We start from the raw sequence: 23,770 nt of genomic DNA on the forward strand, positions 1-23,770 counted from the left end.
TTCCTCTTAATACAGCGGCGACGCAGGCAGAAAAAGTTCTGTCAGCAGCAGCGGTTTGCCGCTCAGCCGAAGGCGAGAACGACGCCCCCACAGCTCTGCCGTGCGCCCAATTTCAATAAAATCGCGGGTTAATGTGGATGACGTGAACAAATAACGCCCCAGCGGCGTCTGCCCCAGCTGCTGCAGAGCCAGCTCCGGGCCGCACAGCGTCGACTCAGGCACCACCGTTCGGCCAGCGAGCCAGGGTTCACCATTGGCGCAAAGGATGATTTCCCGCAGCCAGTAACGCGCTTCATCCGGCAGCAACGCCTCTTCACCCACCAGCGCTTCCCGGCCGACGAAACCTTCGTTGACTCGATTAACACTGACCTTTTTCCCTTGTTGCTCAAAGCGTTGAGTCATTGAGTCTTCCAGCAACAGCCAATCGCGCAGGTGCGGTTCCAGCGGGGGTATCGCGGCAAAATAGCGCAGCGCACGCAGTTGCGTAAGCGCAGGATGTGACATGCCTGGTTCTCCGTTACATAACGTAGCAGCATTGTATCGCAGAATAAGCCAGTCAGGGCGGGCAAAGCGTCAAGATACGATCATCGGCGTAACAGCCATGCAACAGCAGCCGCCACGCGATAAAAAAAGGTGCGTCCAGGCGGACGCACCTAAAGGCTGTGCCTAAACATCAGCATTGTGGGGAGACGATCACCCCTTGCCTTTTACACTGCTGATAAAGGTGGAACGAGCAGATTTCGAACCGAGGCGTTCGGCTTCGTTCATCAATTTGAGGGCTTTATCGATATCACCTTTCGCAACCGCCTGTTTGATGCCGTTGTTAAAGTAGGTTTCCGTATCGTCAAGCATCGGTTCGCTCTTCGCAGCCGGCGCTGGCGCCGCAACTGGAGCAACAACCGGCGCGGCGGCTGGCGCGTTGTAGACCGGTGCCGCCGTATTGCCGACGGTCACTGGCCCTGGACCGGAGGAGCCAAACAGCGGCCCAACCAGCACGCTGGAACCGGAAGAGGTTTTCACCTTCAGACCCAGGGTACCTTCGGTGGTATGTTTGGCGATCGGATCCGGAATATCCGGCACCGCATTACCGGTACCTTTGGCGTAGGCCTTCGCCGGATCGATTAATTTGGTGGTCTGCTGCAAATCCTGCGGGGTAGTAAAGACCAGCACATAGATTTTTTGCTGACCTAAAGCCGGCGTCAGGCGCATCACCCCTTCCAGGCGATCCGAGCTCATCACGCCCGGCTCCAGATAGGTGAAGTAGCTGCTTGGGAAAAACGCCGATGGCGTCATATTCTGGTCAAGAATCAGCACATTTGGCGCATAAACGCTGGTTTGCTTATTGACTTCACTGGTCAGAGTCAGGGTCAGCTCACCGATATTTGCCGGGACGCTGTAGGCCGCCACGGGGCCGACGATGCCGGGGATGTTCAGCGACTGGCCTGCCGTCGCTAACTTCGTGGTTTGCGTTTTCGATTGGTCGACCGGCGTCCAGGTTAGCTGTTGTAACGCGGAAGCAGGGATGGTCGGTGCGGCAGAGGTATTCTGCGGCACAAAATTCACATCAGCAAAACTGACTGCGGGTACGCTGGCCAGCAGGCCGGCGGACAGGCAGAGGGCAACGAGACTTTTCTTCATTTTCATTGTTATCACCTCAATTCCGATGGCCAAGCGGTAGCCAGGCAATAGCCCGCTGAGCCGAAGATAGAGGGGCTTGCGCCCCTCTTTTGGTCATCACACGTCAGGTTGGATTACCACCAGATTTCCATCTGGGCACCGAAGGTCCACTCGTCGCTATCGCCACGGCTGAAGGTCTTCGCAGAAGTGTCGTTGTACGCCACGCCGGAGGTGTAGCCCGCACCGGAATCACCGTTCGCGTAGCCCCATTTCTCATCCCACTTGGCGTAGGTTGCGAACAGACGAATTGCCGGACGGGACCAGATGCTGTCGCCCGCCTGCCACTGTTGCGCCAGGGTAATTTTGTACTGGTTGTTGCTGTCGCCAGTTTTCTGCGACTTGACGTTGTCGTAGCCGACTTCCAGCAGGGTGCTCATGATCGGCGTCCATTTGTACATAGGACGTACGCCGACGGTCCACCATTTGGTGCCGTTGTTGTTGTCGAGGTTGATATCCTGGTACATCGCCACGTACATCATGTCCCAATCGTCAGCCAGAGAGACTGCACCGTGGTCAAGCACGCGCCACATGGAACCGTCGTTGTTGATGCTGCCGCCCTGCGGAACGCCTTTACCGTTAGAGGTCATCGCGTCGGTGGCGTACTGCAGAACAAACTTGTTGTAGCCTTTCAGGATGCTCTGGGTGTGCTCAGCGGTGAACATCCAGCCATCTTTAGACGCGTCTGGCTGCAGGTAGTAATTATCCGGAACGTTGGTATGACCGTAGTCAACACCCAGCTCCAGAGTACCGCCCGGGTTGATTTCCATCTGTGCTAAACGCACGTCGAAGACGTCGTTCGGAACGATGTTGTCATATACGCGGTTACCCAGCGCATCACGATCGGCGAAGGTCGCAGAGCCGCCGGATTCAGAAGAACGGGTCGCTGCCAGAGAGAGTTTACCAAAGCCAACGTCGATGTTTTCAAGACCCGCACCAGGACCGGAGATATCCCAGTAGTAGAAGTCGATCATGTGGACGTCATGACGCTGGTAGAAGCGCTTACCGGCCCAGATGGTGGAGCCTGGCAGCCAGTCGATCAGGTTTTTACCCTGCACGTTGGCTTCACGGAATGCCGGGCTGGTGGATTCCCAGTCATTTTGCTGCGATACGGAGTAGGCAACGTTAGTATCGAAGTAGAAGCTCTTATCACCTTCTTTCCATACTTCCTGGCCCAGTTTTAATTCCGCATAGGTTTCACATTCGTTACCAAGACGGTATTTACTTTGAGCACCGGTTGCCTGGAAGCACTGTTGTTCACCGCCGCTACCGGTCCAGCCGATACCGGAACGAGCATAACCGTGGAAATCAACGGCCAGCGCCTGAGCAGACATAACGCCTGCCGCGACGGCGACCGCCAGTGGAAGTTTGCGCAGAGTAATCATCATTCTATCTCCTGAGATCATTGCTTTTCTTTGAACACTTCGCCCGTCGTTATGCCTGGTTGCAGCGCCCTATGGGGTTCGTGTTTTTTTTAATGGGAAGCCTTACACGCCCGGCTCTTTATGCAACCGACGACACGCCGTACCATCCTCACGGAATAAATGGCAGCGCTCTGGTGGCAAACCGATAGCGAATGTGGCTCCCTCTTCTACCAACACCACGTCGTTCTGGCGGTAAACCAGGTTTTGACGGATGGCGGGGATCTGGATATGAATTTGTGTTTCGTGACCAAGCTGCTCAACCACCTGAACGACCCCTTCAAGGGTGACGTCGGCGATATCGCTGGGCAGCAGGTGTTCCGGACGGATACCTAAGGACATGTTGGCGCCAACCTGAACGCGGGCGCTGTCCACCGGCAGCCAGACGTGCTGGCGGTTCGGCAGTTCGACCTGAACCTGCTCAATGGCGGTTGCGGTGACTTTTACCGGCAGGAAGTTCATCTTTGGCGAACCAATAAAGCCCGCAACAAAGCGATCGGCCGGGTAGTGATACAGTTCCAGCGGTTTCCCGACCTGCGCCACGCGGCCGGCGTCCAGCACCACAATTTTGTCGGCCAGCGTCATCGCTTCGACCTGATCGTGGGTAACGTAGATCATCGTGCGCCCAAGGCGCTTATGCAGACGGGAGATTTCGATACGCATCTGCACACGCAGCGCGGCGTCGAGGTTAGAAAGTGGTTCGTCGAGCAGGAACACGCGGGGTTCAGCAACCAGGGTACGGCCAATCGCCACACGCTGACGCTGTCCACCGGATAATGCCTTCGGCTTACGCTCCAGCAAATGCGCCAGCTGCAGCACTTCCGCTACCTGGGTGACGCGCTGGTTAATTAACTCTTTTTTAGCACCGGCCAGCTTGAGGCCGAAGGACATGTTTTCCGCAACGGAAAGATGAGGGTAAAGCGCATACGACTGGAACACCATCCCGATACCGCGTTCGGCAGGAGGGATATCGTTCATTCGCGCATCACCAATAAATAAATCACCACTGGTTATGGTTTCCAGCCCGGCAATCATACGCAGCAGGGTTGATTTGCCGCAGCCCGATGGCCCGACAAACACCACGAACTCCCCTTCCTGGATGTCGAGATTGATATCTTTCGACACCACCACGTCACCCCAGGCTTTCGTTATATTTCGCAGCTGTACGCTCGCCATCCCCATCTCCCTTCGTTACAACCTGTCACTAAAAGACACATTCAAGATGGGCTGACTATGCGGCATTCATTCACCTGGTGAATCCTCCACCCCCGCCTTTTTTATGGGGGAGGAGACGGGAGGATGAGAGATTGCCCCTCGCTGCGGGGGATGGCGTGGCAAAGCCATTTTCGTGATGCAAGTAGCAAAAATGGCCCCGTTTTTATGTGCTCCAGACCCCAATACGGGCATTTCTGCAATACAGATCACACAAACCATGGGTGGGGCGTAGACATAGGGAGGATGGAAAGGGGTTGTTAAAAAAGGAAACTCATCACCGTTAAGCCACCTAAGTGTATCCACGAGCACATCACCAAAAAGGACTGGTATATGAAAATCAAAACCGGCGCTCGCATCCTCGCGTTGTCTGCATTGACCACGATGATGTTTTCCGCCTCTGCCCTCGCCAAAATTGAAGAAGGTAAGCTGGTTATCTGGATTAACGGCGACAAAGGCTATAACGGTCTCGCCGAAGTGGGTAAGAAGTTTGAAAAAGATACCGGCATTAAAGTTTCCATCGAACACCCGGATAAGCTGGAAGAGAAATTCCCGCAGGTCGCGGCGACTGGCGACGGCCCGGACATCATCTTCTGGGCTCATGACCGTTTCGGTGGCTATGCGCAATCTGGCCTGCTGGCTGAAATCTCCCCGGACAAAGCTTTCCAGGACAAACTCTATCCGTTTACCTGGGACGCCGTACGCTATAACGGCAAACTGATCGCCTACCCTATCGCGGTTGAAGCGCTGTCGCTGATTTACAACAAAGACCTGGTCCCGAATCCGCCGAAAACCTGGGAAGAGATCCCGGCGCTGGATAAAGAACTGAAAGCGAAAGGTAAGAGCGCGCTGATGTTCAACCTGCAAGAACCGTACTTCACCTGGCCGCTGATTGCCGCTGACGGCGGATATGCGTTCAAATTTGAAAACGGCAAGTATGACGTCAAAAACGTAGGCGTGGACAGCGCTGGCGCGAAAGCCGGTCTGACCTTCCTGGTTGACCTCATCAAGAATAAACACATGAATGCCGATACCGATTACTCCATCGCTGAAGCCGCATTCAACAAAGGCGAAACCGCGATGACCATCAACGGTCCGTGGGCATGGTCGAATATCGATAAGAGCAAGGTCAACTATGGCGTCGCGCTGCTGCCAACCTTCAAAGGCAAAGCGTCTAAACCGTTTGTCGGCGTACTGAGCGCCGGTATCAACGCCGCCAGCCCGAACAAAGAACTGGCGAAAGAGTTCCTCGAAAACTATCTGCTGACCGACCAGGGTCTGGACGAAGTGAACAAGGACAAACCGCTGGGCGCCGTTGCGCTGAAATCCTTCCAGGAAAAACTGGAGAAAGATCCGCGTATCGCTGCAACCATGGCGAACGCCCAGAAAGGCGAAATTATGCCGAACATCCCGCAGATGTCCGCCTTCTGGTATGCCGTACGTACCGCGGTTATCAACGCAGCTAGCGGTCGTCAGACCGTCGATGCCGCGCTGAAAGACGCACAGTCTCGTATCACTAAATAAGAAAATGGCGGGTGGCGCTTACGCTTACCCGCCTTACAACTACGGCCTGGGCCGTAGGTCAGGCGAGCATAAGCGCGGCCTGACAAATAAGTTTTCACCGCTGTAGAGGATGATCCCCATGGATGTCGTTAAAAAGAAACACTGGTGGCAAAGCCCGCAGCTGACATGGTCTGTGATTGGCTTGCTGTGCCTGCTGGTGGGTTACCTTGTCGTTTTGATGTACGCCCAGGGGGAGTACCTGTTTGCCATCCTGACGCTGATTTTAAGCTCAGCTGGCCTGTATATCTTTACCAACCGCAAGGCCTATGCCTGGCGCTATGTCTACCCGGGGCTCGCCGGGATGGGGCTGTTCGTCCTGTTCCCGCTGGTCTGTACCATCGCCATCGCCTTCACCAACTACAGCAGCACCAACCAGCTAACCTTTGAGCGCGCTCAGGAAGTGCTGATGGATCGCTCGTTCCAGGCCGGTAAATCCTACAACTTCTCGCTGTTCCCGGCGGGAGATGAGTGGAAACTGGCGCTGACCGATGGCGACAGCGGCAAAAATTACGTCTCCGATGCCTTTAAACTCGGCGGCGAGCAGAAACTGGCCTTAAAAGAAGCTGAAGCGCTGCCGGAAGGTGAACGCGCAAACCTGCGGATCATCACCCAAAACCGCACCGCGCTGAACCAGCTGACCGCCATCCTGCCTGACGACAGCAAAGTGATCATGAGCTCACTGCGCCAGTTCTCCGGTACCCAGCCGCTGTATACGCTGGCCAATGATGGCACGCTGGCCAACAACCAGAGCGGCGTAAAATATCGTCCGAACAATGACGTCGGTTTCTACCAGTCCATCAACGCCGACGGTAGCTGGGGCGCTGAGAAGCTGAGCCCGGGCTACACCGTCGGGATCGGCTGGGATAACTTCACCCGCGTCTTTACCGACGAAGGGATTCAGAAACCGTTCTTCGCTATCTTCGTCTGGACGGTGGTCTTCTCAGTCCTGACCGTGATTCTGACCGTGGCCGTGGGCATGATCCTCGCCTGCCTCGTACAGTGGGAATCCTTGAAAGGTAAAGCGATTTACCGTGTTCTGCTGATTCTGCCTTACGCCGTACCGTCGTTTATCTCGATTCTGATTTTCAAAGGGCTGTTCAACCAGAGCTTTGGTGAAATCAACATGATGCTCAGCGCGCTGTTCGGCATCAAACCGGCCTGGTTCAGCGACCCGACCACCGCGCGTTCGATGATCGTCATCGTCAACACCTGGCTGGGCTACCCGTACATGATGATTCTGTGCATGGGCCTGCTGAAAGCGATTCCTGACGACCTGTACGAAGCATCGGCAATGGACGGCGCCGGTCCGTTCCAGAACTTCTTTAAGATTACGCTGCCGCTGCTGATTAAGCCGCTGACGCCGCTGATGATCGCCAGCTTCGCCTTTAACTTTAACAACTTCGTGTTGATTCAGCTGTTAACCAACGGTGGTCCGGACCGTCTCGGCACCACCACGCCGGCCGGTTATACCGACCTGCTGGTCAGCTACACCTACCGTATCGCCTTCGAAGGCGGCGGCGGTCAGGACTTCGGTCTGGCGGCAGCGATTGCCACCCTGATCTTCCTGCTGGTGGGCGTACTGGCGATTGTTAACCTGAAAGCCACACGAATGAAATTCGACTAACTGGAATAACCAGGCGTCATTGACGCAGCCAGTTTGGGCCCGGCCAGCGCGCAAGAACCGGAGCGTACACGTAGTACGTGAGGATGATGAGCACTGCCCGGGTTCAAAATGGCAAGTGAGATAGCCTGGAGCGGTATCAAGGGGAATAAAAATATTATGGCTATGGTACAACCCAAATCTCAGAAGCTGCGTCTGCTCACCACGCACCTCCTGCTGCTGGTTTTCATCGCGGCGATTATGTTCCCGCTGCTGATGGTTATTGCTATCTCTCTGCGCGAGGGTAACTTCGCCACCGGCAGCCTGATCCCGGACCAAATCTCCTGGGAGCACTGGCGGCTGGCGCTGGGCTTCAGCGTCGAACACGCTGACGGCCGCGTCACCCCGCCACCTTTCCCGGTTCTGCTATGGTTGTGGAACTCGGTGAAAGTGGCCGGGATCACCGCCATCGGTATCGTGGCGCTGTCCACGACCTGCGCCTACGCCTTTGCCCGTATGCGCTTCCCGGGCAAAGCGACCCTGCTGAAAGGGATGCTGATTTTCCAGATGTTCCCGGCGGTGCTGTCGCTGGTGGCGCTATACGCCTTGTTTGACCGCCTCGGCCAGTATTTACCGTTCGTCGGCCTGAACACCCACGGCGGCGTCATCTTCGCCTATATGGGCGGCATCGCGCTGCACGTCTGGACGATTAAGGGCTACTTCGAAACCATCGACGGCTCGCTGGAAGAAGCGGCGGCGCTGGATGGCGCGACGCCGTGGCAGGCCTTCCGTCTGGTCCTGTTGCCGCTGTCGGTACCGATTCTGGCCGTCGTATTTATTCTGTCGTTCATTGCTGCGATTACCGAAGTCCCGGTAGCCTCGCTGCTGCTGCGCGATGTGAACAGCTATACCCTGGCCGTAGGTATGCAACAGTATCTCAACCCGCAGAACTACCTGTGGGGTGACTTTGCCGCTGCGGCGGTGCTCTCCGCCATTCCGATTACGGTTGTCTTCCTGCTGGCCCAGCGCTGGCTGGTTAACGGCCTGACGGCAGGCGGGGTGAAAGGTTAAGTTTCATCGTTATACCCGCCCCAAATTTCAGAGGAGGGACGGTGACTTAGTTGCTGTACACGAACCCCAACCGGGTACGGCAACTACCGCCCTCAGCTGAAAAAGTAAGGCAAATGCCACTGCTATCCTCAACTGGACCCTACATAAATTAAGTTTTGTGACTGTTGGTCAGCGGCCTCTGGAGGCCGCTTTTTTTTATTCGCGTTTCAGGCGGTTGGAGTTACACAGCCACAGCGTAATCACCAGAATCAGGATCGCTGCCGAATAGATAAGCACCGCCATCGGCGATTCGTGATCGACAATAATCAGACGCACAATCGCCGTAATGCCGATATAGACAAAATAGCGCAGCGGAAAGTGAAAGCCCGACTCAAAGTACTTCACAATCAGCGCGATAAACTCGAAATAGAGAAAATAAACCACCAGCCCTTCGACCAGCTTGTACTTACTCACCGGCTCCGGAGTAAACAGGACATGCGCCAGATGGAACGTCTCTTTCCCCAGAAAAACCACCAGGATGACCCCCAGACACAGCAGCGCCAGATTCAAAACTGCCTGCATGGCGGTCGCCACAAAATTGACCAACGGACGATAGACCGACGGCATATGCGTACCTCTTATATTCGTTATTCCTGCCGATCTGTATAACGCAAAAACGTGATCCAGATCGATATTATTCGTTAACTTTTTGCGTCTGTTGCGTCAAATGTAACAATCACTTGCCAGACTGGCGGGTTAAAAAGGATACAGCAATGCTGACAATACGTACGGCGCACCGGGAAGACGCTCCCCTGCTGAGTGAAATGGGGAACGCCAGCTATCGCCACCACTTCGCCCACCTCTGGCACAGCGCCAGCGAGCTGGCGCACTTCCTCCAGCAGGAGTACTCCCTGCCCGCCCTTCACCGCAGCCTCGCCGATGAGCGCAGCTGCTGGCTGATTGCCGAAGCCCGGCATCCTGTCGGCTTCGCGAAATACAGCTGCCATCAGCCGATAGCGTCCGATGGTCCGCGCGGCACGTTACTGCATAAGCTCTATTTACTGCCGACTGAAACAGGGCATGGCTACGGTGAGCAGATTTTTAGCGCCGTTGAAGCGCGGGCAAAGGCGGCGGGTGACGACTGGCTGTGGCTGGAAGTCCTCGCCAGCAACCCCGGCGCCAGGCGTTTTTATGAGCGTTCAGGTATGCAATATGTGAAAGACAGCGTATTCCGCTCCGCAACCCAGACGAGCACGCTACATATTCTGGCCAAACCTATCTGAGAGGCGCTATGCACACTCTTCGTGAAACCGGCATCCGCAACGTCACCAGCGGCGAGAACGTGGTGATTTATCAACCTGCCAATCTCTATGACTGCACGCTTGGCGATAACGTCTTTGTCGGGCCATTCGTCGAAATTCAGGGCCATACGCGCATCGGTGCCGACAGTAAAATCCAGTCCCATACCTTTATCTGCGAGTATGTCACGATCGGCGAGCGTTGCTTTATCGGCCACGGCGTGATGTTTGCCAACGATATGTTTCGCGAGGGCCGCCCCGATGCCAACCGGGAAAACTGGGGGCGAATTACGCTTGGCAACGATGTTTCTATCGGCAGCGGCGCGGCCATTCTGGCGGTCAGCATCTGCGATGGCGCGGTGATTGGCGCCGGGAGCGTGGTCACGAAATCGATAACAGAAAAAGGCGTCTGGGCGGGTAACCCGGCGAAACTGCTGCGGCGGCTATAAACAAAAATGCCGCCCCGGAAGGTCGGCATTGAGATCGGTTCGCTGGACGTCTGCCGGACGGCGGCTGACGCCTTGCACGGCCTACAAAACACAGTCGTCGGCCCGCGCAAACAACGCACCGCCGGGTGAATGCAGAAAGCACATAGCCTGAATACCGATCGCCCTGACCGGTATTCAGGCACCGGCGCCTTATGCGCGCCAGGCTTTGTAACGGTTAATCAGGCCGTTCGTCGAGCTGTCGTGGCTGCTGATTTCTTCGCCATCTTTCAGCTCTGGCAGAATGCGGTTTGCCAGCTGTTTACCTAACTCAACGCCCCACTGGTCGAAGGTGAAGATGTTGAGGATCGCGCCCTGGGTGAAGATCTTATGTTCATACAGGGCAATCAGCGCGCCGAGGCTGAACGGGGTGATTTCACGCAGCAGGATGGAGTTGGTCGGGCGGTTGCCTTCGAACACTTTGAACGGCACCACGTGATCCAGGGTTGCCGGATCTTTACCCTGGTCACGATACTCCTGCTCAACCACTTCACGGGATTTACCGAACGCCAGCGCTTCGGTCTGCGCAAAGAAGTTAGACAGCAGCTTCGGATGGTGATCGGAGAGCGGGTTATGGGTAATGGCCGGGGCGATAAAATCGCACGGTACCATTTTGGTCCCCTGGTGAATCAGCTGATAGAACGCGTGCTGACCGTTGGTGCCCGGCTCACCCCAGATGATCGGGCCGGTCTGGTAATCTACGGCGTTGCCGTTACGGTCAACGTATTTGCCGTTAGATTCCATGTTGCCCTGCTGGAAATACGCCGGGAAGCGGTGCATGTACTGGTCGTACGGCAGAATGGCTTCGGTTTCAGCACCGAAGAAGTTGTTGTACCAGATGCCGATCAGCGCCAGCAACACCGGCAGGTTTTTTTCTGGCGCGGCGGTGGAGAAATGTTTGTCCATCGCATGCGCGCCGGAGAGCAGCTCAACAAAGTTGTCGAAGCCCACGGACAGGATAATGGACAGGCCGATGGCTGACCACAGGGAGTAACGGCCGCCAACCCAGTCCCAGAACTCAAACATATTGGCAGTATCAATCCCGAACTCGCCCACCGCTTTGCCATTGGTGGAGAGTGCGGCGAAGTGTTTCGCCACGTGCTTCTCATCGCCCGCGGTCGCCAGGAACCAGTCGCGCGCGCTGTGGGCGTTGGTCATGGTTTCCTGGGTGGTGAAGGTTTTCGACGCAACCAGGAACAGGGTGGTTTCCGGGTTCACCGTTTTCAGCACTTCGGCGATGTGGGTGCCATCGACGTTAGATACAAAGTGCATATTGAGATGGTTTTTATACGGGCGCAGCGCTTCGGTCACCATGAACGGGCCGAGGTCAGAGCCACCGATACCGATATTCACTACATCGGTAATCGCTTTACCGGTATAGCCTTTCCAGCTGCCGGAGATGATCGCTTCAGAGAAATGCTTCATCTTTTCGAGAACAGCATTCACTTCCGGCATCACATCTTTGCCATCAACAATAATCGGGGTATTGCTACGGTTGCGCAGAGCAACGTGCAGAACAGCGCGATCTTCAGTGCGGTTGATCTTCTCACCGGAGAACATGGACTTGATCGCCCCTGCCAGATCGGTCTCTTTCGCCAGATCCTGCAGTTTGGTCAGCGTCTCTTCAGTGATGCGGTTTTTGGAGAAATCCACCAGCATCAGATCGTCGAACGTTGCGGAAAACTTAGAAAAACGGTCGCTATCTTGCGCGAAAAGCTCGCTGATAGTGACATCTTTCATTTCATCAAAGTGTTTCTGTAATGCCTGCCAGGCAGAGGTCTGCGTTGGGTTGATGTTTTTCATTAGCAATACTCTTCTGATTTGAGAATTGTGACTGCGGTCGATTGTAGCGCCGGCGGCAAAAAATTGTGATGATTTTTATGTTATGCCTATGACACGTGTCAGGAATAGGGTCAGTTCGGGGCAAAAAGCCTCTACTAGTATAGCCATCATAAGGCTTTTTTCTGTTAATCACCCCCGCATGAAAAATCCGCATAACCGCAACGTTGACATACCTACTCCGAAGCCTTTATATAACTGCACTGCCTGCATTTATGCAGGTTTGTATTGCTCGCGCATTTCACGCTACAGCGAAAGGGTATTGCAGGGGGATCATCACCAGCGCCCCCAGGCAAAGTGAAAGACGTCGGTAATTGCCAGAAGAGGTGCGTTGCCCAGGTAACCGTATTGGAGGAACCAGTCCGGCGAAAATACGTGAGGGGGAGCAACGCCGAGGTGATAAAGCGTCTGGTACGCACATCACCGGCCACAGGGGCTGAATCCCCTGGGTTGTCACCAGAAACGTTCGCAGTCGGGCGTTTCATACCCAGGAACTGACGCAAGGCGTTGGGGAGCGGGTCTACAAGGTGGAGCACTTCTGGGTGACATCGTAGCTGTTTATTGCTCTGCGCCCACCCTGTTTTTCGCTCTTCCCTTGTGCCATGGCTGAATAATTTGGCCTGGCTTATTAAGACATTTTATTACTGTAAGTTGGTGTCCAGCCCAGCCCCACTCAGGAATCGTTTTAATAAGTCAGGCCCCCCCTGACACGAGGTTGTTATGACAGATTTAGTTGTAGCCAAATTCGGCGGCACCAGCGTTGCCGATTTCGATGCCATGAATCGCAGCGTTGATGTTGCGCGACTTGATGAGAACACGCGCGTCGTGGTGTTATCGGCCTCTGCGGGTGTGACCAATCTTCTGGTTGCTTTGGCTGAAGGGCTGGAACCCGCTGAGCGTTTTGAAAAGCTCGAATCGCTGCGCCAGATTCAATTCAATATCCTGGAGCGTCTGCGCTATCCCAACGTGATTCGCGAAGAGATCGAGCGTCTGCTGGAAAATATCACCACCCTGGCAGAAGCCGCTGCGCTGGCAAGTTCCGCTGCGCTGACCGACGAGCTGGTCAGCCATGGCGAACTGATGTCCACCCTGCTGTTTGTCGAAATTCTCCGCGAGCGCGGTATTGCGTCACAGTGGTTCGATGTACGTAAGATTATGCGCACCAACGATCGCTTCGGCCGCGCCGAGCCAGACATTGCCGCACTCGCCGAGCTGACGCAGCTGCAGCTGACTCCGCGGCTGGCTGAAGGTCTGGTGGTCACCCAGGGCTTTATCGGCAGCGAAGCCAAAGGCCGTACCACAACGCTGGGCCGCGGCGGCAGCGACTATACCGCCGCTCTGCTGGGCGAAGCGCTGAACGCCAGCCGTGTCGATATCTGGACCGATGTCCCGGGTATCTACACCACCGACCCGCGCGTCGCGCCGGCGGCAAAACGCATTGATGTCATCGCATTTGCCGAAGCGGCAGAAATGGCCACCTTTGGCGCCAAAGTGCTTCATCCGGCCACCCTGCTGCCCGCCGTGCGTAGCGATATTCCGGTGTTCGTGGGATCCAGCAAAGAACCCACCGCCGGCGGAACGCTGGTGTGTAATAAAACCGAAAATCCGCCGCTGTTCCGCGCGCTGGCCCTGCGCCGCCGCCAGACGCTGCTGACGCTGCATAGCCTGAATATGCTGCACTCTCGCGGCTTCCTGGCGGAAGTGTTCGGGATCCTCGCGCGCCACAATATTTCCGTGGATCTGATCACCACGTCCGAAGTCAGCATCGCGTTGACTATGGATACCACCGGTTCAACCTCCGCCACCGATACTCTGCTGACGCAGGCGCTGCTGACCGAACTCTCCTCCCTGTGCCGCGTAGAAGTGGAGCAGGATCTGGCGCTGGTGGCGTTAATCGGTAACGAGTTGTCGCGCGCCTGTGGCGTGGGCAAAGAAGTTTTCGGCGTCCTGGAGCCGTTCAATATTCGTATGATTTGCTACGGCGCATCCAGCCATAACCTCTGCTTCCTGGTGCCTGGGGCGGATGCCGAGAAAGTCGTGCAGAAATTGCATCATAATTTGTTTGAATAATATTTCTTCACGCGATAAAAATTACCTATAGCCGGGCTCGAACCCGGCTTTTTTATAACTATATCAACACAACATCCCCTCAATCGTTCGGGCGACGGGCCGGTGCGACGCCCCCTGATGCACAGCAGACAACGTGCCCGGGGAAACAGACACCGCCTGCGCACGCGTTGCCCGAAGGATGAGGCGTTAATCGCAAGGAAAACAACATGCTCGCTACTCTGACGAGGCTGTTCCCGTTATGGGCGCTGCTGCTCTCTGTTCTGGCTTATTATACCCCGTCGACCTTTACGCCCGTCGGGCCGTGGGTCACCACGCTGCTGATGCTCATCATGTTCGGAATGGGGGTGCATCTGAAACTGGATGACTTTAAGCGCGTGCTGTCGCGCCCGGCGCCGGTTGCTGCAGGTATTTTTCTTCACTATCTGGTGATGCCTCTCGCCGCCTGGGCGCTGGCGCTGCTGTTCCATATGCCGCCTGAGCTGTCAGCCGGCATGGTACTGGTCGGGAGCGTCGCCAGCGGGACAGCATCGAACGTGATGATCTATCTCGCGAAAGGCGATGTGGCGCTGTCTGTCACCATCTCATCTGTTTCTACGCTGGTCGGCGTGGTTGCCACGCCGCTGCTGACGCGGCTGTATGTGGATGCGCACATTCAGGTCGACGTAATGGGGATGCTGCTCAGCATCCTGCAGATCGTCGTGATCCCGATTGCGCTGGGCCTGGTGATTCACCATACGCTGCCCAAAGTGGTGAAAGCGGTTGAACCTTTTCTGCCCGCCTTCTCGATGATCTGCATCCTGGCGATTATCAGCGCCGTCGTCGCCGGCTCCGCCTCCCATATCGCTTCGGTGGGCCTGGTGGTGATTGTCGCGGTGATCCTGCATAACGCCATCGGTCTGCTCGGCGGCTACTGGGGCGGGCGGCTGTTTGGCTTTGACGAGTCAACCTGCCGGACGCTGGCGATTGAAGTAGGGATGCAAAACTCTGGTCTGGCTGCCGCGCTGGGGAAAATCTACTTCGGCCCGCTCGCCGCGCTGCCCGGTGCGCTGTTTTCAGTCTGGCACAACCTGTCCGGTTCGCTGCTGGCGGGCTACTGGTCCGGGAAACCTACCGCCAAAAACGTGAACAAACGCTAATATTCACTCACCCGGGCCAACGGCCCGGGTAATTTCCCCGTTTACGCGTTCCTCAACGGGACTAACGCGCTGTCCGTCGGCCCGCGATTACCGTACACTGGGTTATCCGGCAGACTGAGGGCACCACTATGGCACTTCCCCGCATTACGCAAAAAGAGATGACAGAGCGCGAGCAACGCGAACTCAAAACGCTGCTTGACCGGGCCCGAATTGCGCACGGCCGTCCGCTGACCAACGCGGAGACCAACGCCGTCAAGAAAGAGTACATCGACAAGCTGATGGTGCTGCGAGAAGCCGAAGCGAAAAAGGCCCGCCAGTTAAAGAAAAAGCAGGCCTACAAACCCGATAACGAAGCATCATTTTCGTGGTCGGCGAGCACGCCAACGCGCGGCAGGCGTTAACGCCCTTTCTTTTTACGCCCCGGCTGAGTAAAACGTTTTCCGTTAGACGCCGGGCGCCCTTTCTCGTTTTTCTCACTGCTCTTTTCAATCTTCACCACCGGACGTTTGATCCCGGCGGTTTTCGGTTTGGCTTTCGCCTTCGGTTTGGCCTCAGAGGATGAATTCTCAATCAGCTTAAACAGCGCCACCAGCTCATCATCCGTCAGGTCGCGCCACTCACCAAGCGGCAGTCCCGACAGCCCGACGTTCATGATCCGCGTCCGTTCCAGCTTCGTGACCTCATAGCCAAAGTGCTCGCACATCCGGCGAATCTGCCGGTTCAGGCCCTGAACCAGGGTAATACGAAACACGAACGGCGCTTCCTTCTTGACTTTACACTTCTTCGTCACCGTGCCAAGAATCGGGACGCCAGCGCCCATACCGCGGATAAACTCCTCGGTCACCGGCTTGTCCACCGTCACCAGATACTCTTTCTCGTGATCGTTGCCGGCACGCAGGATCTTATTCACCAGATCGCCGTGGTTGGTCAGAAAGATCAGCCCCTGAGAGTCTTTGTCCAGTCGACCAATCGGGAAGACACGCTTGCTGTGGTTAACAAAGTCCACAATGTTATCGCGCTCGCTGTCTTCCGTTGTGCTGACAATACCGACCGGTTTATTCAGGGCGATGAAGACCAGATCTTCGGCCTCGCGCGGCTCGATCAATTGACCGTTGACCTTCACGACATCGCCAGGATTAACCTGATCGCCAATGGTCGCACGCTTGCCATTGATAAAAACATTGCCTTGTTCAATGTAGCGATCGGCTTCGCGACGCGAGCAAATTCCGCTTTCACTGATGTATTTATTGAGTCGGGTTGATGAGTCGGGCAGCATAAATTCTCCTGTAAAAGCGAAATATACCTCAGGCCGCGGACAATCAAAAATAATCGCGTCTCCACGACTCGCCGCTAAATGTGATCCGTCACACCTTTCTACACAAAAGTGTTCCACCCCGTGCCGTGCAATTCTGCCCGGCGAAAATAAGCAGAATCAAACCATTAGCTCATCACGCACAAACGTGCCATCTCCAGGCAGGTCAGCAATCAAATGTGCAAAACAAACCGCCATCTTATGGTGATGATATAGCGGAAAATTGCTTTGTCGCCGGCGATAGTTGGGGTTATATCAGATCAAGAGAGCAAGAACACCGTTTGCACAAATGTGCAGGAGCCCAAAGATGGCGATCGAAAATAGCGATGATATCCGCTTAATCGTTAAAGTTGCCCAGCTCTATTATGAGCAGGAGATGACCCAGGCGCAGATTGCCCGTGAGCTGGGTATTTACCGCACCACGATCAGCCGCCTGCTAAAACGCGGTCGTGAGCAGGGTATTGTCACCATCGCCATCAACTACGACTACAACGAAAATCTGTGGCTGGAACAGCAGCTGAAGCAAAAGTTCGCTCTCAAAGAGGCGGTGGTCGCCTCCTGCGAGTCATCACAGGAAGAGGACCAGCTGAGCACCATCGGGCAGCATGGCGCTCAGCTGGTCGACCGCCTGCTTGAACCTGGCGATATTATCGGCTTTTCCTGGGGGCGGGCGGTTCGTGCGCTGGTCGAAACGCTACCGCAGGCCAGTCAGTCGCGGCAGGTGATTTGCGTACCGATTATCGGCGGCCCCTCGGGCAAGCTGGAGAGCCGGTATCATGTGAACACGCTGACCTACGGCGCCGCCGCCAGGCTGAAAGCCGAATCGCATCTTGCCGACTTCCCGGCGCTGCTGGAAAACACATTGATTCGCAACGGTATTATGCAGTCCCAGCATTTTAAAACGATTTCATCCTACTGGGAGAATCTCGATGTGGCGCTGGTGGGTATCGGTTCTCCGGCGATTCGCGATGGCGCCAACTGGCATGCGTTTTATGGTAGCGAAGAGAGCGATGATCTTAACGCGCGACACGTCGCCGGCGATATTTGTTCACGCTTTTATGATATCAACGGTATCGCCGTTGAAACCAATATGAATGAAAAAACGCTCTCCATCGATATTGCCAGATTAAAACAGGTGCGTTATTCCGTGGGTATCGCCATCGGCGAAGAAAAATATACCGGAATTATTGGCGCATTGCGCGGGGGTTATATTAACTGTCTGGTGACGAATCGAGAGACCGCAGAACGGTTACTGAAATAAAAGACGTTTTCTTTTGACGCAGCTCGCGCTGCGTGGGATCCCTTTACCTGAAAATGAGATGACGATTATGCAAACATGGCTAAATCTGCAAGATAAAACAATTATTGTTACCGGCGGCGCGTCGGGAATTGGTCTGGCAATTGTTGACGAGTTATTAAGTCTCGGTGCAAATGTCCAGATGATCGATATTCACGGCGGTGACAAGCATCACCACCATGACCATTACAGGTTCTGGCCTACGGATATTTCCAGCGCCAGCGAGGTGAATCACACCGTCGAACAGATTATTCAACAATACGGTCGTATCGATGGTCTGGTGAATAATGCCGGAGTGAATTTTCCGCGTCTCCTCGTCGATGAGAAAGCCCCGGCAGGACGCTATGAACTCAATGAGGCCGCCTTTGAAAAGATGGTGAACATCAACCAAAAAGGGGTCTTTCTGATGTCGCAGGCGGTGGCCCGGCAGATGGTGAAACAGCGCGCAGGCGTCATTGTTAACGTCTCGTCAGAAAGCGGGCTGGAAGGCTCTGAAGGTCAGAGCTGCTATGCCGCGACCAAAGCCGCGCTGAATAGCTTCACGCGTTCATGGTCCAAAGAGCTGGGGAAACACGGTATCCGCGTTGTGGGCGTGGCGCCTGGCATCCTCGAAAAAACCGGGTTGCGCACGCCGGAATACGAAGAAGCGCTGGCCTGGACGCGCAATATCACCGTCGAGCAGCTGCGCGCGGGCTATAGCAAAAACGCGATACCGATTGGTCGCTCCGGTCGTCTGAGCGAAGTAGCCGACTATGTCTGCTACCTGCTGTCAGAGCGGGCAAGCTATATAACCGGAGTAACCACTAACATCGCCGGCGGAAAAACCCGCGGATAAGGAGTCGATATGGTGAATGTGATTTTCTGCGCCCACGGTCAGCTGGCCTGCGCCATGCTGGATTCGGTGCGCATGGTCTATGGTGACGTGCAGGCCAGCGCCGTGGCATTTATGCCCGGCGAAAACGCCAGCGACATCGCCACCAGGCTGGATGAGTTAGTAAACACTCACAATGACAGTGAGTGGCTGATCGCCGTCGATTTACAGTGCGGCAGCCCGTGGAATGCCGCTGCCGGGCTGGCGATGAAAAACCCGCGGCTGCGGGTCATCAGCGGCCTCTCATTACCGCTGGCGCTGGAACTGGTGGATAACCAGCAGACCCTGACCGCAGACGCCCTGTGTGCACATCTGACGACCATTGCCAGCCAGTGCTGCGTGGTCTGGCGACAGCCGGAAACCATTGAGGAGGATTTTTGATGAACATTACGCTTGCCCGTATTGATGACCGCCTGATCCATGGCCAGGTGACCACCGTGTGGTCAAAAGTCGCCAACGCCCGGCGCATTATTATCTGCAACGACGAGGTCTATAACGATGAGGTACGTCGGACCTTACTCCGCCAGGCCGCGCCTCCGGGCATGAAGGTCAATGTCGTTAACCTCGAAAAAGCAGTCGCCGTTTATCACAACCCGCAATATCAGAACGAGACCGTTTTTTATTTATTTACCAACCCTCAGGATGTTTTAACGATGGTCAAACAGGGGGTCAATATTGCCACCTTAAATATTGGCGGCATGGCCTGGCGACCGGGTAAAAAACAATTAACCAAGGCAGTCTCTTTAGACGACGAGGATATTCATGCATTTCGTCAACTGGATAAACTGGGCGTAAAACTGGATTTGCGTGTGGTGGCATCAGATCCGTCCATTAATATCCTCGACAAAATAGCCGAGCACACTGCCACAGAATAAAACAGCGCCTGTATTTTGCACATCGTTATTCTGCATGGCACACCCTGGAAATAGACTTAGCACAATCTTTGGTGACAGGTTTAAAAATATAAAAGCCATACCGTGACCGTCAGAGTAATACCGTGTTAATGCCGTAACAGGCAGGGATTTGCATACCCTCAAGGTGACATATTATGGAAATCAGTACCCTACAAATAATCGCCATATTTCTTTTTTCCTGTATTGCCGGAATGGGCAGCGTACTGGATGAATTTCAGACGCATCGCCCGTTAATTGCCTGCACGGTCATTGGCTTAATTCTCGGTGATTTAAAAACCGGGATTATGCTCGGCGGCACGCTGGAACTAATCGCACTCGGCTGGATGAACGTCGGCGCCGCGCAATCGCCGGATTCGGCGCTGGCCAGCATTATCTCCGCGATTCTGGTTATCGTCGGCCATCAAAGTATCGCCACCGGGATCGCCATCGCGCTGCCGGTAGCCGCAGCAGGCCAGGTGCTCACCGTTTTCGCCCGCACCATCACGGTGGTCTTTCAACACGCAGCGGACAAGGCGGCGGAGGACGCGCGTTTTCGCACTATTGACATGCTGCATATCTCGGCGCTGGGCGTACAGGCGCTCCGCGTCGCGATTCCGGCACTGGTGGTCTCGCTGTTTGTCAGCGCCGACATGGTCAGCAACATGCTGAACGCCATTCCGGAATTTGTTACCCGCGGCCTGCAAATCGCCGGTGGTTTTATTGTGGTGGTGGGCTACGCCATGGTGCTGCGCATGATGGGCGTCAAATACCTGATGCCGTTCTTTTTCCTCGGTTTTCTGGCGGGAGGCTATCTCGATTTCAGCCTGCTGGCCTTCGGCGGCGTGGGCGTCATTATCGCGCTGATTTATATCCAGCTGAACCCGCAATGGCGTAAGGCTGAGGCCCCGCAGGCCTCCGCCTCTTCCGCCGCCCTTGACCAACTTGACGACTGATGGAGCCCGTTATGGAACCGAAAAAACTCACCCAAGGCGACCTGGTTAACATCTTTCTGCGCTCCAACCTGCAGCAGGCCTCCTTCAACTTTGAACGCATTCATGGCCTCGGCTTTTGCTACGACATGATCCCGGCGATCAAGCGTCTCTATCCGCTAAAAGAGGATCAGGTGGCGGCGCTAAAACGCCATCTGGTGTTCTTCAACACCACTCCCGCCGTCTGCGGCCCGGTGCTGGGCGTCACCGCGGCGATGGAAGAAGCGCGCGCCAACGGCGCGGCCATCGACGATGGGGCGATCAACGGCATCAAAGTTGGCCTGATGGGGCCGCTGGCCGGGGTCGGCGATCCGCTGGTCTGGGGCACGTTACGCCCGATTACCGCGGCACTCGGCGCGTCGCTGGCACTCTCGGGAAACATACTAGGCCCATTACTCTTTTTCTTTATTTTCAATGCAGTACGCCTGGCAATGAAATGGTACGGCCTGCAGCTTGGTTTCCGTAAGGGGGTCAATATCGTCAGCGATATGGGCGGTAACCTGCTGCAAAAACTGACCGAAGGGGCCTCTATTTTAGGTCTGTTCGTGATGGGCGTGCTGGTCACCAAGTGGACCTCCATCCACGTGCCGTTGGTGGTGTCGCAAACGCCAGGGGCCGACGGCACCACCGTCACCATGACCGTACAAAACATCCTCGACCAGCTTTGTCCCGGCCTGCTGGCGCTGGGCCTGACGCTGTTGATGGTGCGCCTGCTCAATAAAAAAGTTAACCCGGTATGGCTGATCTTTGCCCTGTTTGGTCTGGGGATTATCGGTAACGCACTGGGCTTCTTGTCCTGATTATTCGGCCCCGGTCGCGCCGGGGCCACTTCAATAAGCTAACCCCGCAGTAAAAGGGGATGAGGTGGTAAACATGAAAACGACAGCTCTACGCCTTTACGGTAAACGCGACCTGCGTCTGGAAACCTTTGCACTCCCGGAAATGCAGGATGACGAGATCCTCGCCCGCGTGGTCACCGACAGCCTGTGCCTCTCTTCCTGGAAGGAGGCCAACCAGGGGGAAAACCATAAAAAGGTGCCGGACGACGTGGCGGTGAATCCGATTATCATCGGCCATGAATTCTGTGGCGAAATCCTCGCGGTCGGGAAAAAGTGGCAGCATAAATTCCAGGCCGGCCAGCGCTATGTGATTCAGGCCAACCTGCAGCTGCCGGATCGCCCCGATTGCCCCGGCTACTCCTTCCCGTGGATCGGTGGCGAAGCGACTCACGTGGTGATCCCGGATGAGGTCATGACGCAAGATTGTCTGCTCACCTGGGAAGGCGATACCTGGTTTGAAGGCTCGCTGGTCGAACCGCTCTCCTGCGTGATCGGTGCATTCAACGCCAACTATCATCTGCAGGAAGGGAGCTATAACCATGTGATGGGCATCCGGCCTCAGGGCCGCACGCTGATCCTCGGCGGTACCGGCCCAATGGGGCTGCTGGCGATCGACTATGCGCTGCATGGACCGGTTAACCCTGCCCTGCTGGTCGTGACCGACACCAATAAGCCGAAGCTGAGCTACGCCCGCCAGCATTATCCGTCAGAGCCGCAAACGTTGATCCATTACCTCGACGGCCACGATGCCGGACGCGAAACGCTGATGGCGCTGACCGGCGGCCACGGCTTCGATGATATTTTTGTGTTCGTGCCGAATGAGCAGCTGATTACCATGGCGTCTTCGCTGCTGGCCCCGGACGGCTGCCTGAACTTCTTTGCCGGTCCGCAGGATAAGCAGTTCAGCGCCCCGATAAACTTTTACGACGTGCATTATGCCTTTACGCATTACGTCGGGACTTCCGGCGGCAATACTGACGATATGCGGGCCGCCGTGGCGCTGATGCAGGCGAAAAAAGTCCAGGCGGCGAAAGTGGTGACCCATATTCTCGGACTGAATGCGGCGGGTGAAACAACCCTCGATTTGCCGGCCGTCGGCGGTGGTAAAAAGCTGGTGTATACCGAAAAATCGCTTCCCCTGACCCCTCTTGGCGCTATTGCTGACCCTGAGCTGGCGGCCATTATGGCGCGTAATCACGGGATCTGGTCCGCCGAAGCGGAACGGTACCTGCTGGCCCACGCACCGGACATTGCTCATGATTAATCGCGAAACACAGCTCTGCATGTCGCTGGCCGGCCGGCCAGGCAACTTCGGCACCCGCTTTCATAACTATCTGTATGAGAAGCTGGGGCTAAATTTTATCTATAAAGCCTTTACCACGCAGGATATCGCCGCCGCGGTGGGAGGGGTACGGGCGCTGGGGATTCGCGGTTGCGCGGTCTCGATGCCGTTTAAAGAGAGCTGTATGCCTTTCCTTGACGCCATCGACCCTTCGGCCAGGGTGATTGATTCCGTCAATACCATCGTGAACGACAACGGCAGATTGACCGGGCTCAACACCGACTATATCGCGGTGAAGAGCCTGATCGACAGCCACCAGCTGGATACCCGTGCCAGCGTGATGATTCAGGGCAGCGGCGGCATGGGGAAAGCGGTTATCGCCGCCTTTCGCGACGCCGGCTTCCGCGATGTGGTTATCGCCGCCCGCAATCGCGATAGCGGCCTGGCGCTGGCGAAACAGTACGGTTTTCAGTGGCAGCCGCAGCCTGAAGGGATCAGGGTCGATATTCTGGTCAACGTCACGCCGCTCGGCATGGCCGGCGGTACGCATAGCGACACTCTGGCGTTCAGCCAGTCGATGGTTGGGCAGGCTCAGGTGGTGTTCGACGTGGTGGCGCTGCCGTCGGAAACACCGCTGATTCGTCTGGCGCAGAAGCTGGATAAGCAGATTATCAGCGGCGCAGAGGTGATTGCGCTGCAGGCGGTGGAACAATTCGTGCTTTATACCGGCGTCCGTCCGGATGCCGCTCTCGTCAACGAGGCGGCGGCATTTGCGCGGGCGGGGTAAGCCTGAGCGCCAGGGAGGGCGCTCTTTCTCCGGTGTCCTACTCCGGTTCCATACGCTTTGCCTTCCGTTAACCGTCCCCCTCTTCTCACGCGTCACCGCAGCAAGAGGCCCGATGACGCGCCGCCACCTTGCAACATCGTGAGCCATATCAG

23 protein-coding genes and 1 riboswitch are annotated in these 23,770 nt (G+C 55.9%); of the genes, 16 read left to right on the plus strand and 7 right to left on the minus strand.

Annotated elements, in window-relative coordinates; all coding sequences use genetic code 11:
- Positions 1 to 6: 6 nt before the first annotated feature.
- From ubiC to malK, 4 genes are all read right to left on the minus strand, one after another.
- Complete coding sequence (gene ubiC, locus AC236I_RS23605; RefSeq protein ID WP_004856438.1) at positions 7 to 504, minus strand: chorismate lyase; 498 nt, start codon at positions 502 to 504, stop codon at positions 7 to 9.
- 189 nt (positions 505 to 693) lie between these two features.
- Positions 694 to 1,644: a maltose operon protein MalM gene (malM, locus tag AC236I_RS23610; RefSeq protein ID WP_015585368.1), complete on the minus strand. Its 951-nt coding sequence runs from the start codon at positions 1,642 to 1,644 to the stop codon at positions 694 to 696.
- A 107-nt stretch (positions 1,645 to 1,751) separates the two neighbouring features.
- A complete protein-coding gene (locus AC236I_RS23615; RefSeq protein WP_004856433.1) occupies positions 1,752 to 3,062 on the minus strand; it encodes a maltoporin in 1,311 nt (436 codons plus the stop codon).
- A gap of 99 nt (positions 3,063 to 3,161) precedes the next feature.
- On the minus strand, positions 3,162 to 4,271 hold the full coding sequence (gene malK, locus AC236I_RS23620) for a maltose/maltodextrin ABC transporter ATP-binding protein MalK (protein WP_004856431.1): 1,110 nt from the start codon (positions 4,269 to 4,271) through the stop codon (positions 3,162 to 3,164).
- A gap of 369 nt (positions 4,272 to 4,640) precedes the next feature.
- Here malK and malE point away from each other — a divergent pair, with 369 nt between their 5' ends.
- The 3 genes from malE (at position 4,641) to malG (ending at position 8,541) form a co-directional block, all read left to right on the plus strand.
- Positions 4,641 to 5,831: a maltose/maltodextrin ABC transporter substrate-binding protein MalE gene (malE, locus tag AC236I_RS23625; protein WP_015585369.1), complete on the plus strand. Its 1,191-nt coding sequence runs from the start codon at positions 4,641 to 4,643 to the stop codon at positions 5,829 to 5,831.
- A 118-nt stretch (positions 5,832 to 5,949) separates the two neighbouring features.
- Positions 5,950 to 7,494: a maltose ABC transporter permease MalF gene (gene malF, locus AC236I_RS23630; RefSeq protein ID WP_004856427.1), complete on the plus strand. Its 1,545-nt coding sequence runs from the start codon at positions 5,950 to 5,952 to the stop codon at positions 7,492 to 7,494.
- 156 nt (positions 7,495 to 7,650) lie between these two features.
- Positions 7,651 to 8,541 carry a maltose ABC transporter permease MalG gene (gene malG, locus AC236I_RS23635; RefSeq protein ID WP_015585370.1) on the plus strand — a complete coding sequence of 297 codons (891 nt, stop codon included), beginning with the start codon at positions 7,651 to 7,653 and terminating at the stop codon, positions 8,539 to 8,541.
- Positions 8,542 to 8,736: 195 nt separating this feature from the next.
- On the opposite strand, the gene psiE is transcribed toward malG, so the two are convergent.
- A complete protein-coding gene (psiE, locus tag AC236I_RS23640; RefSeq protein WP_004856423.1) occupies positions 8,737 to 9,147 on the minus strand; it encodes a phosphate-starvation-inducible protein PsiE in 411 nt (136 codons plus the stop codon).
- A gap of 146 nt (positions 9,148 to 9,293) precedes the next feature.
- Here psiE and AC236I_RS23645 point away from each other — a divergent pair, with 146 nt between their 5' ends.
- Positions 9,294 to 9,803, plus strand: a complete 510-nt coding sequence (locus tag AC236I_RS23645; RefSeq protein WP_015585371.1) for a GNAT family N-acetyltransferase — start codon at positions 9,294 to 9,296, stop codon at positions 9,801 to 9,803.
- A gap of 8 nt (positions 9,804 to 9,811) precedes the next feature.
- The gene (locus AC236I_RS23650; RefSeq protein ID WP_004856419.1) at positions 9,812 to 10,267 is read left to right on the plus strand and encodes an acyltransferase; all 456 of its coding nucleotides are present in this window, start codon (positions 9,812 to 9,814) and stop codon (positions 10,265 to 10,267) included.
- A gap of 189 nt (positions 10,268 to 10,456) precedes the next feature.
- Here the strand turns inward: AC236I_RS23650 and pgi are convergent, their stop codons facing one another.
- Positions 10,457 to 12,106 (minus strand): glucose-6-phosphate isomerase, encoded by a 1,650-nt coding sequence (gene pgi / locus AC236I_RS23655; protein WP_004856418.1) that lies wholly within the window; start codon positions 12,104 to 12,106, stop codon positions 10,457 to 10,459.
- A gap of 349 nt (positions 12,107 to 12,455) precedes the next feature.
- Positions 12,456 to 12,688, plus strand: a riboswitch (Lysine riboswitch).
- A 174-nt stretch (positions 12,689 to 12,862) separates the two neighbouring features.
- Between pgi and lysC the strand changes: the two genes are divergently transcribed.
- From lysC to AC236I_RS23670, 3 genes are all read left to right on the plus strand, one after another.
- Positions 12,863 to 14,212, plus strand: coding sequence for a lysine-sensitive aspartokinase 3 (lysC, locus tag AC236I_RS23660; RefSeq protein WP_004856417.1), 1,350 nt, complete (start codon positions 12,863 to 12,865; stop codon positions 14,210 to 14,212).
- Between the two features lie 206 nt (positions 14,213 to 14,418).
- Positions 14,419 to 15,348: a ketopantoate/pantoate/pantothenate transporter PanS gene (gene panS / locus AC236I_RS23665; protein ID WP_004856416.1), complete on the plus strand. Its 930-nt coding sequence runs from the start codon at positions 14,419 to 14,421 to the stop codon at positions 15,346 to 15,348.
- A 128-nt stretch (positions 15,349 to 15,476) separates the two neighbouring features.
- Positions 15,477 to 15,749, plus strand: a complete 273-nt coding sequence (locus AC236I_RS23670) for a YjbD family protein (protein ID WP_075808967.1) — start codon at positions 15,477 to 15,479, stop codon at positions 15,747 to 15,749.
- On the opposite strand, the gene rluF is transcribed toward AC236I_RS23670, so the two are convergent.
- Entirely contained in the window at positions 15,746 to 16,624 is an 879-nt protein-coding gene (gene rluF / locus AC236I_RS23675; RefSeq protein ID WP_234580693.1) for a 23S rRNA pseudouridine(2604) synthase RluF, read from the minus strand. The two genes, AC236I_RS23670 and rluF, sit on opposite strands and share 4 nt — an antisense overlap.
- A gap of 343 nt (positions 16,625 to 16,967) precedes the next feature.
- Here rluF and AC236I_RS23680 point away from each other — a divergent pair, with 343 nt between their 5' ends.
- From AC236I_RS23680 to AC236I_RS23715, 8 genes are all read left to right on the plus strand, one after another.
- On the plus strand, positions 16,968 to 17,921 hold the full coding sequence (locus tag AC236I_RS23680) for a sugar-binding transcriptional regulator (RefSeq protein WP_004856410.1): 954 nt from the start codon (positions 16,968 to 16,970) through the stop codon (positions 17,919 to 17,921).
- A 67-nt stretch (positions 17,922 to 17,988) separates the two neighbouring features.
- Positions 17,989 to 18,792: an SDR family oxidoreductase gene (locus AC236I_RS23685; protein WP_004856408.1), complete on the plus strand. Its 804-nt coding sequence runs from the start codon at positions 17,989 to 17,991 to the stop codon at positions 18,790 to 18,792.
- A 9-nt stretch (positions 18,793 to 18,801) separates the two neighbouring features.
- Complete coding sequence (locus tag AC236I_RS23690) at positions 18,802 to 19,209, plus strand: mannose/fructose/sorbose PTS transporter subunit IIA (protein WP_487608655.1); 408 nt, start codon at positions 18,802 to 18,804, stop codon at positions 19,207 to 19,209.
- On the plus strand, positions 19,209 to 19,703 hold the full coding sequence (locus AC236I_RS23695) for a PTS sugar transporter subunit IIB (RefSeq protein ID WP_032718537.1): 495 nt from the start codon (positions 19,209 to 19,211) through the stop codon (positions 19,701 to 19,703). Before AC236I_RS23690 ends, AC236I_RS23695 begins: the two co-directional genes overlap by 1 nt.
- Positions 19,704 to 19,876: 173 nt before the next feature.
- Positions 19,877 to 20,674, plus strand: a complete 798-nt coding sequence (locus tag AC236I_RS23700; protein WP_004856402.1) for a PTS mannose/fructose/sorbose transporter subunit IIC — start codon at positions 19,877 to 19,879, stop codon at positions 20,672 to 20,674.
- Between the two features lie 11 nt (positions 20,675 to 20,685).
- Positions 20,686 to 21,510, plus strand: a complete 825-nt coding sequence (locus tag AC236I_RS23705; RefSeq protein ID WP_004856400.1) for a PTS system mannose/fructose/sorbose family transporter subunit IID — start codon at positions 20,686 to 20,688, stop codon at positions 21,508 to 21,510.
- 73 nt (positions 21,511 to 21,583) lie between these two features.
- Complete coding sequence (gene sorE, locus AC236I_RS23710; RefSeq protein WP_032718535.1) at positions 21,584 to 22,813, plus strand: L-sorbose 1-phosphate reductase; 1,230 nt, start codon at positions 21,584 to 21,586, stop codon at positions 22,811 to 22,813.
- Entirely contained in the window at positions 22,806 to 23,618 is an 813-nt protein-coding gene (locus AC236I_RS23715) for a shikimate 5-dehydrogenase (protein ID WP_004856397.1), read from the plus strand. Before sorE ends, AC236I_RS23715 begins: the two co-directional genes overlap by 8 nt.
- Positions 23,619 to 23,770: the final 152 nt, after the last annotated feature.

It is taken from the genome of Klebsiella sp. Sb-30, assembly GCF_057652795.1.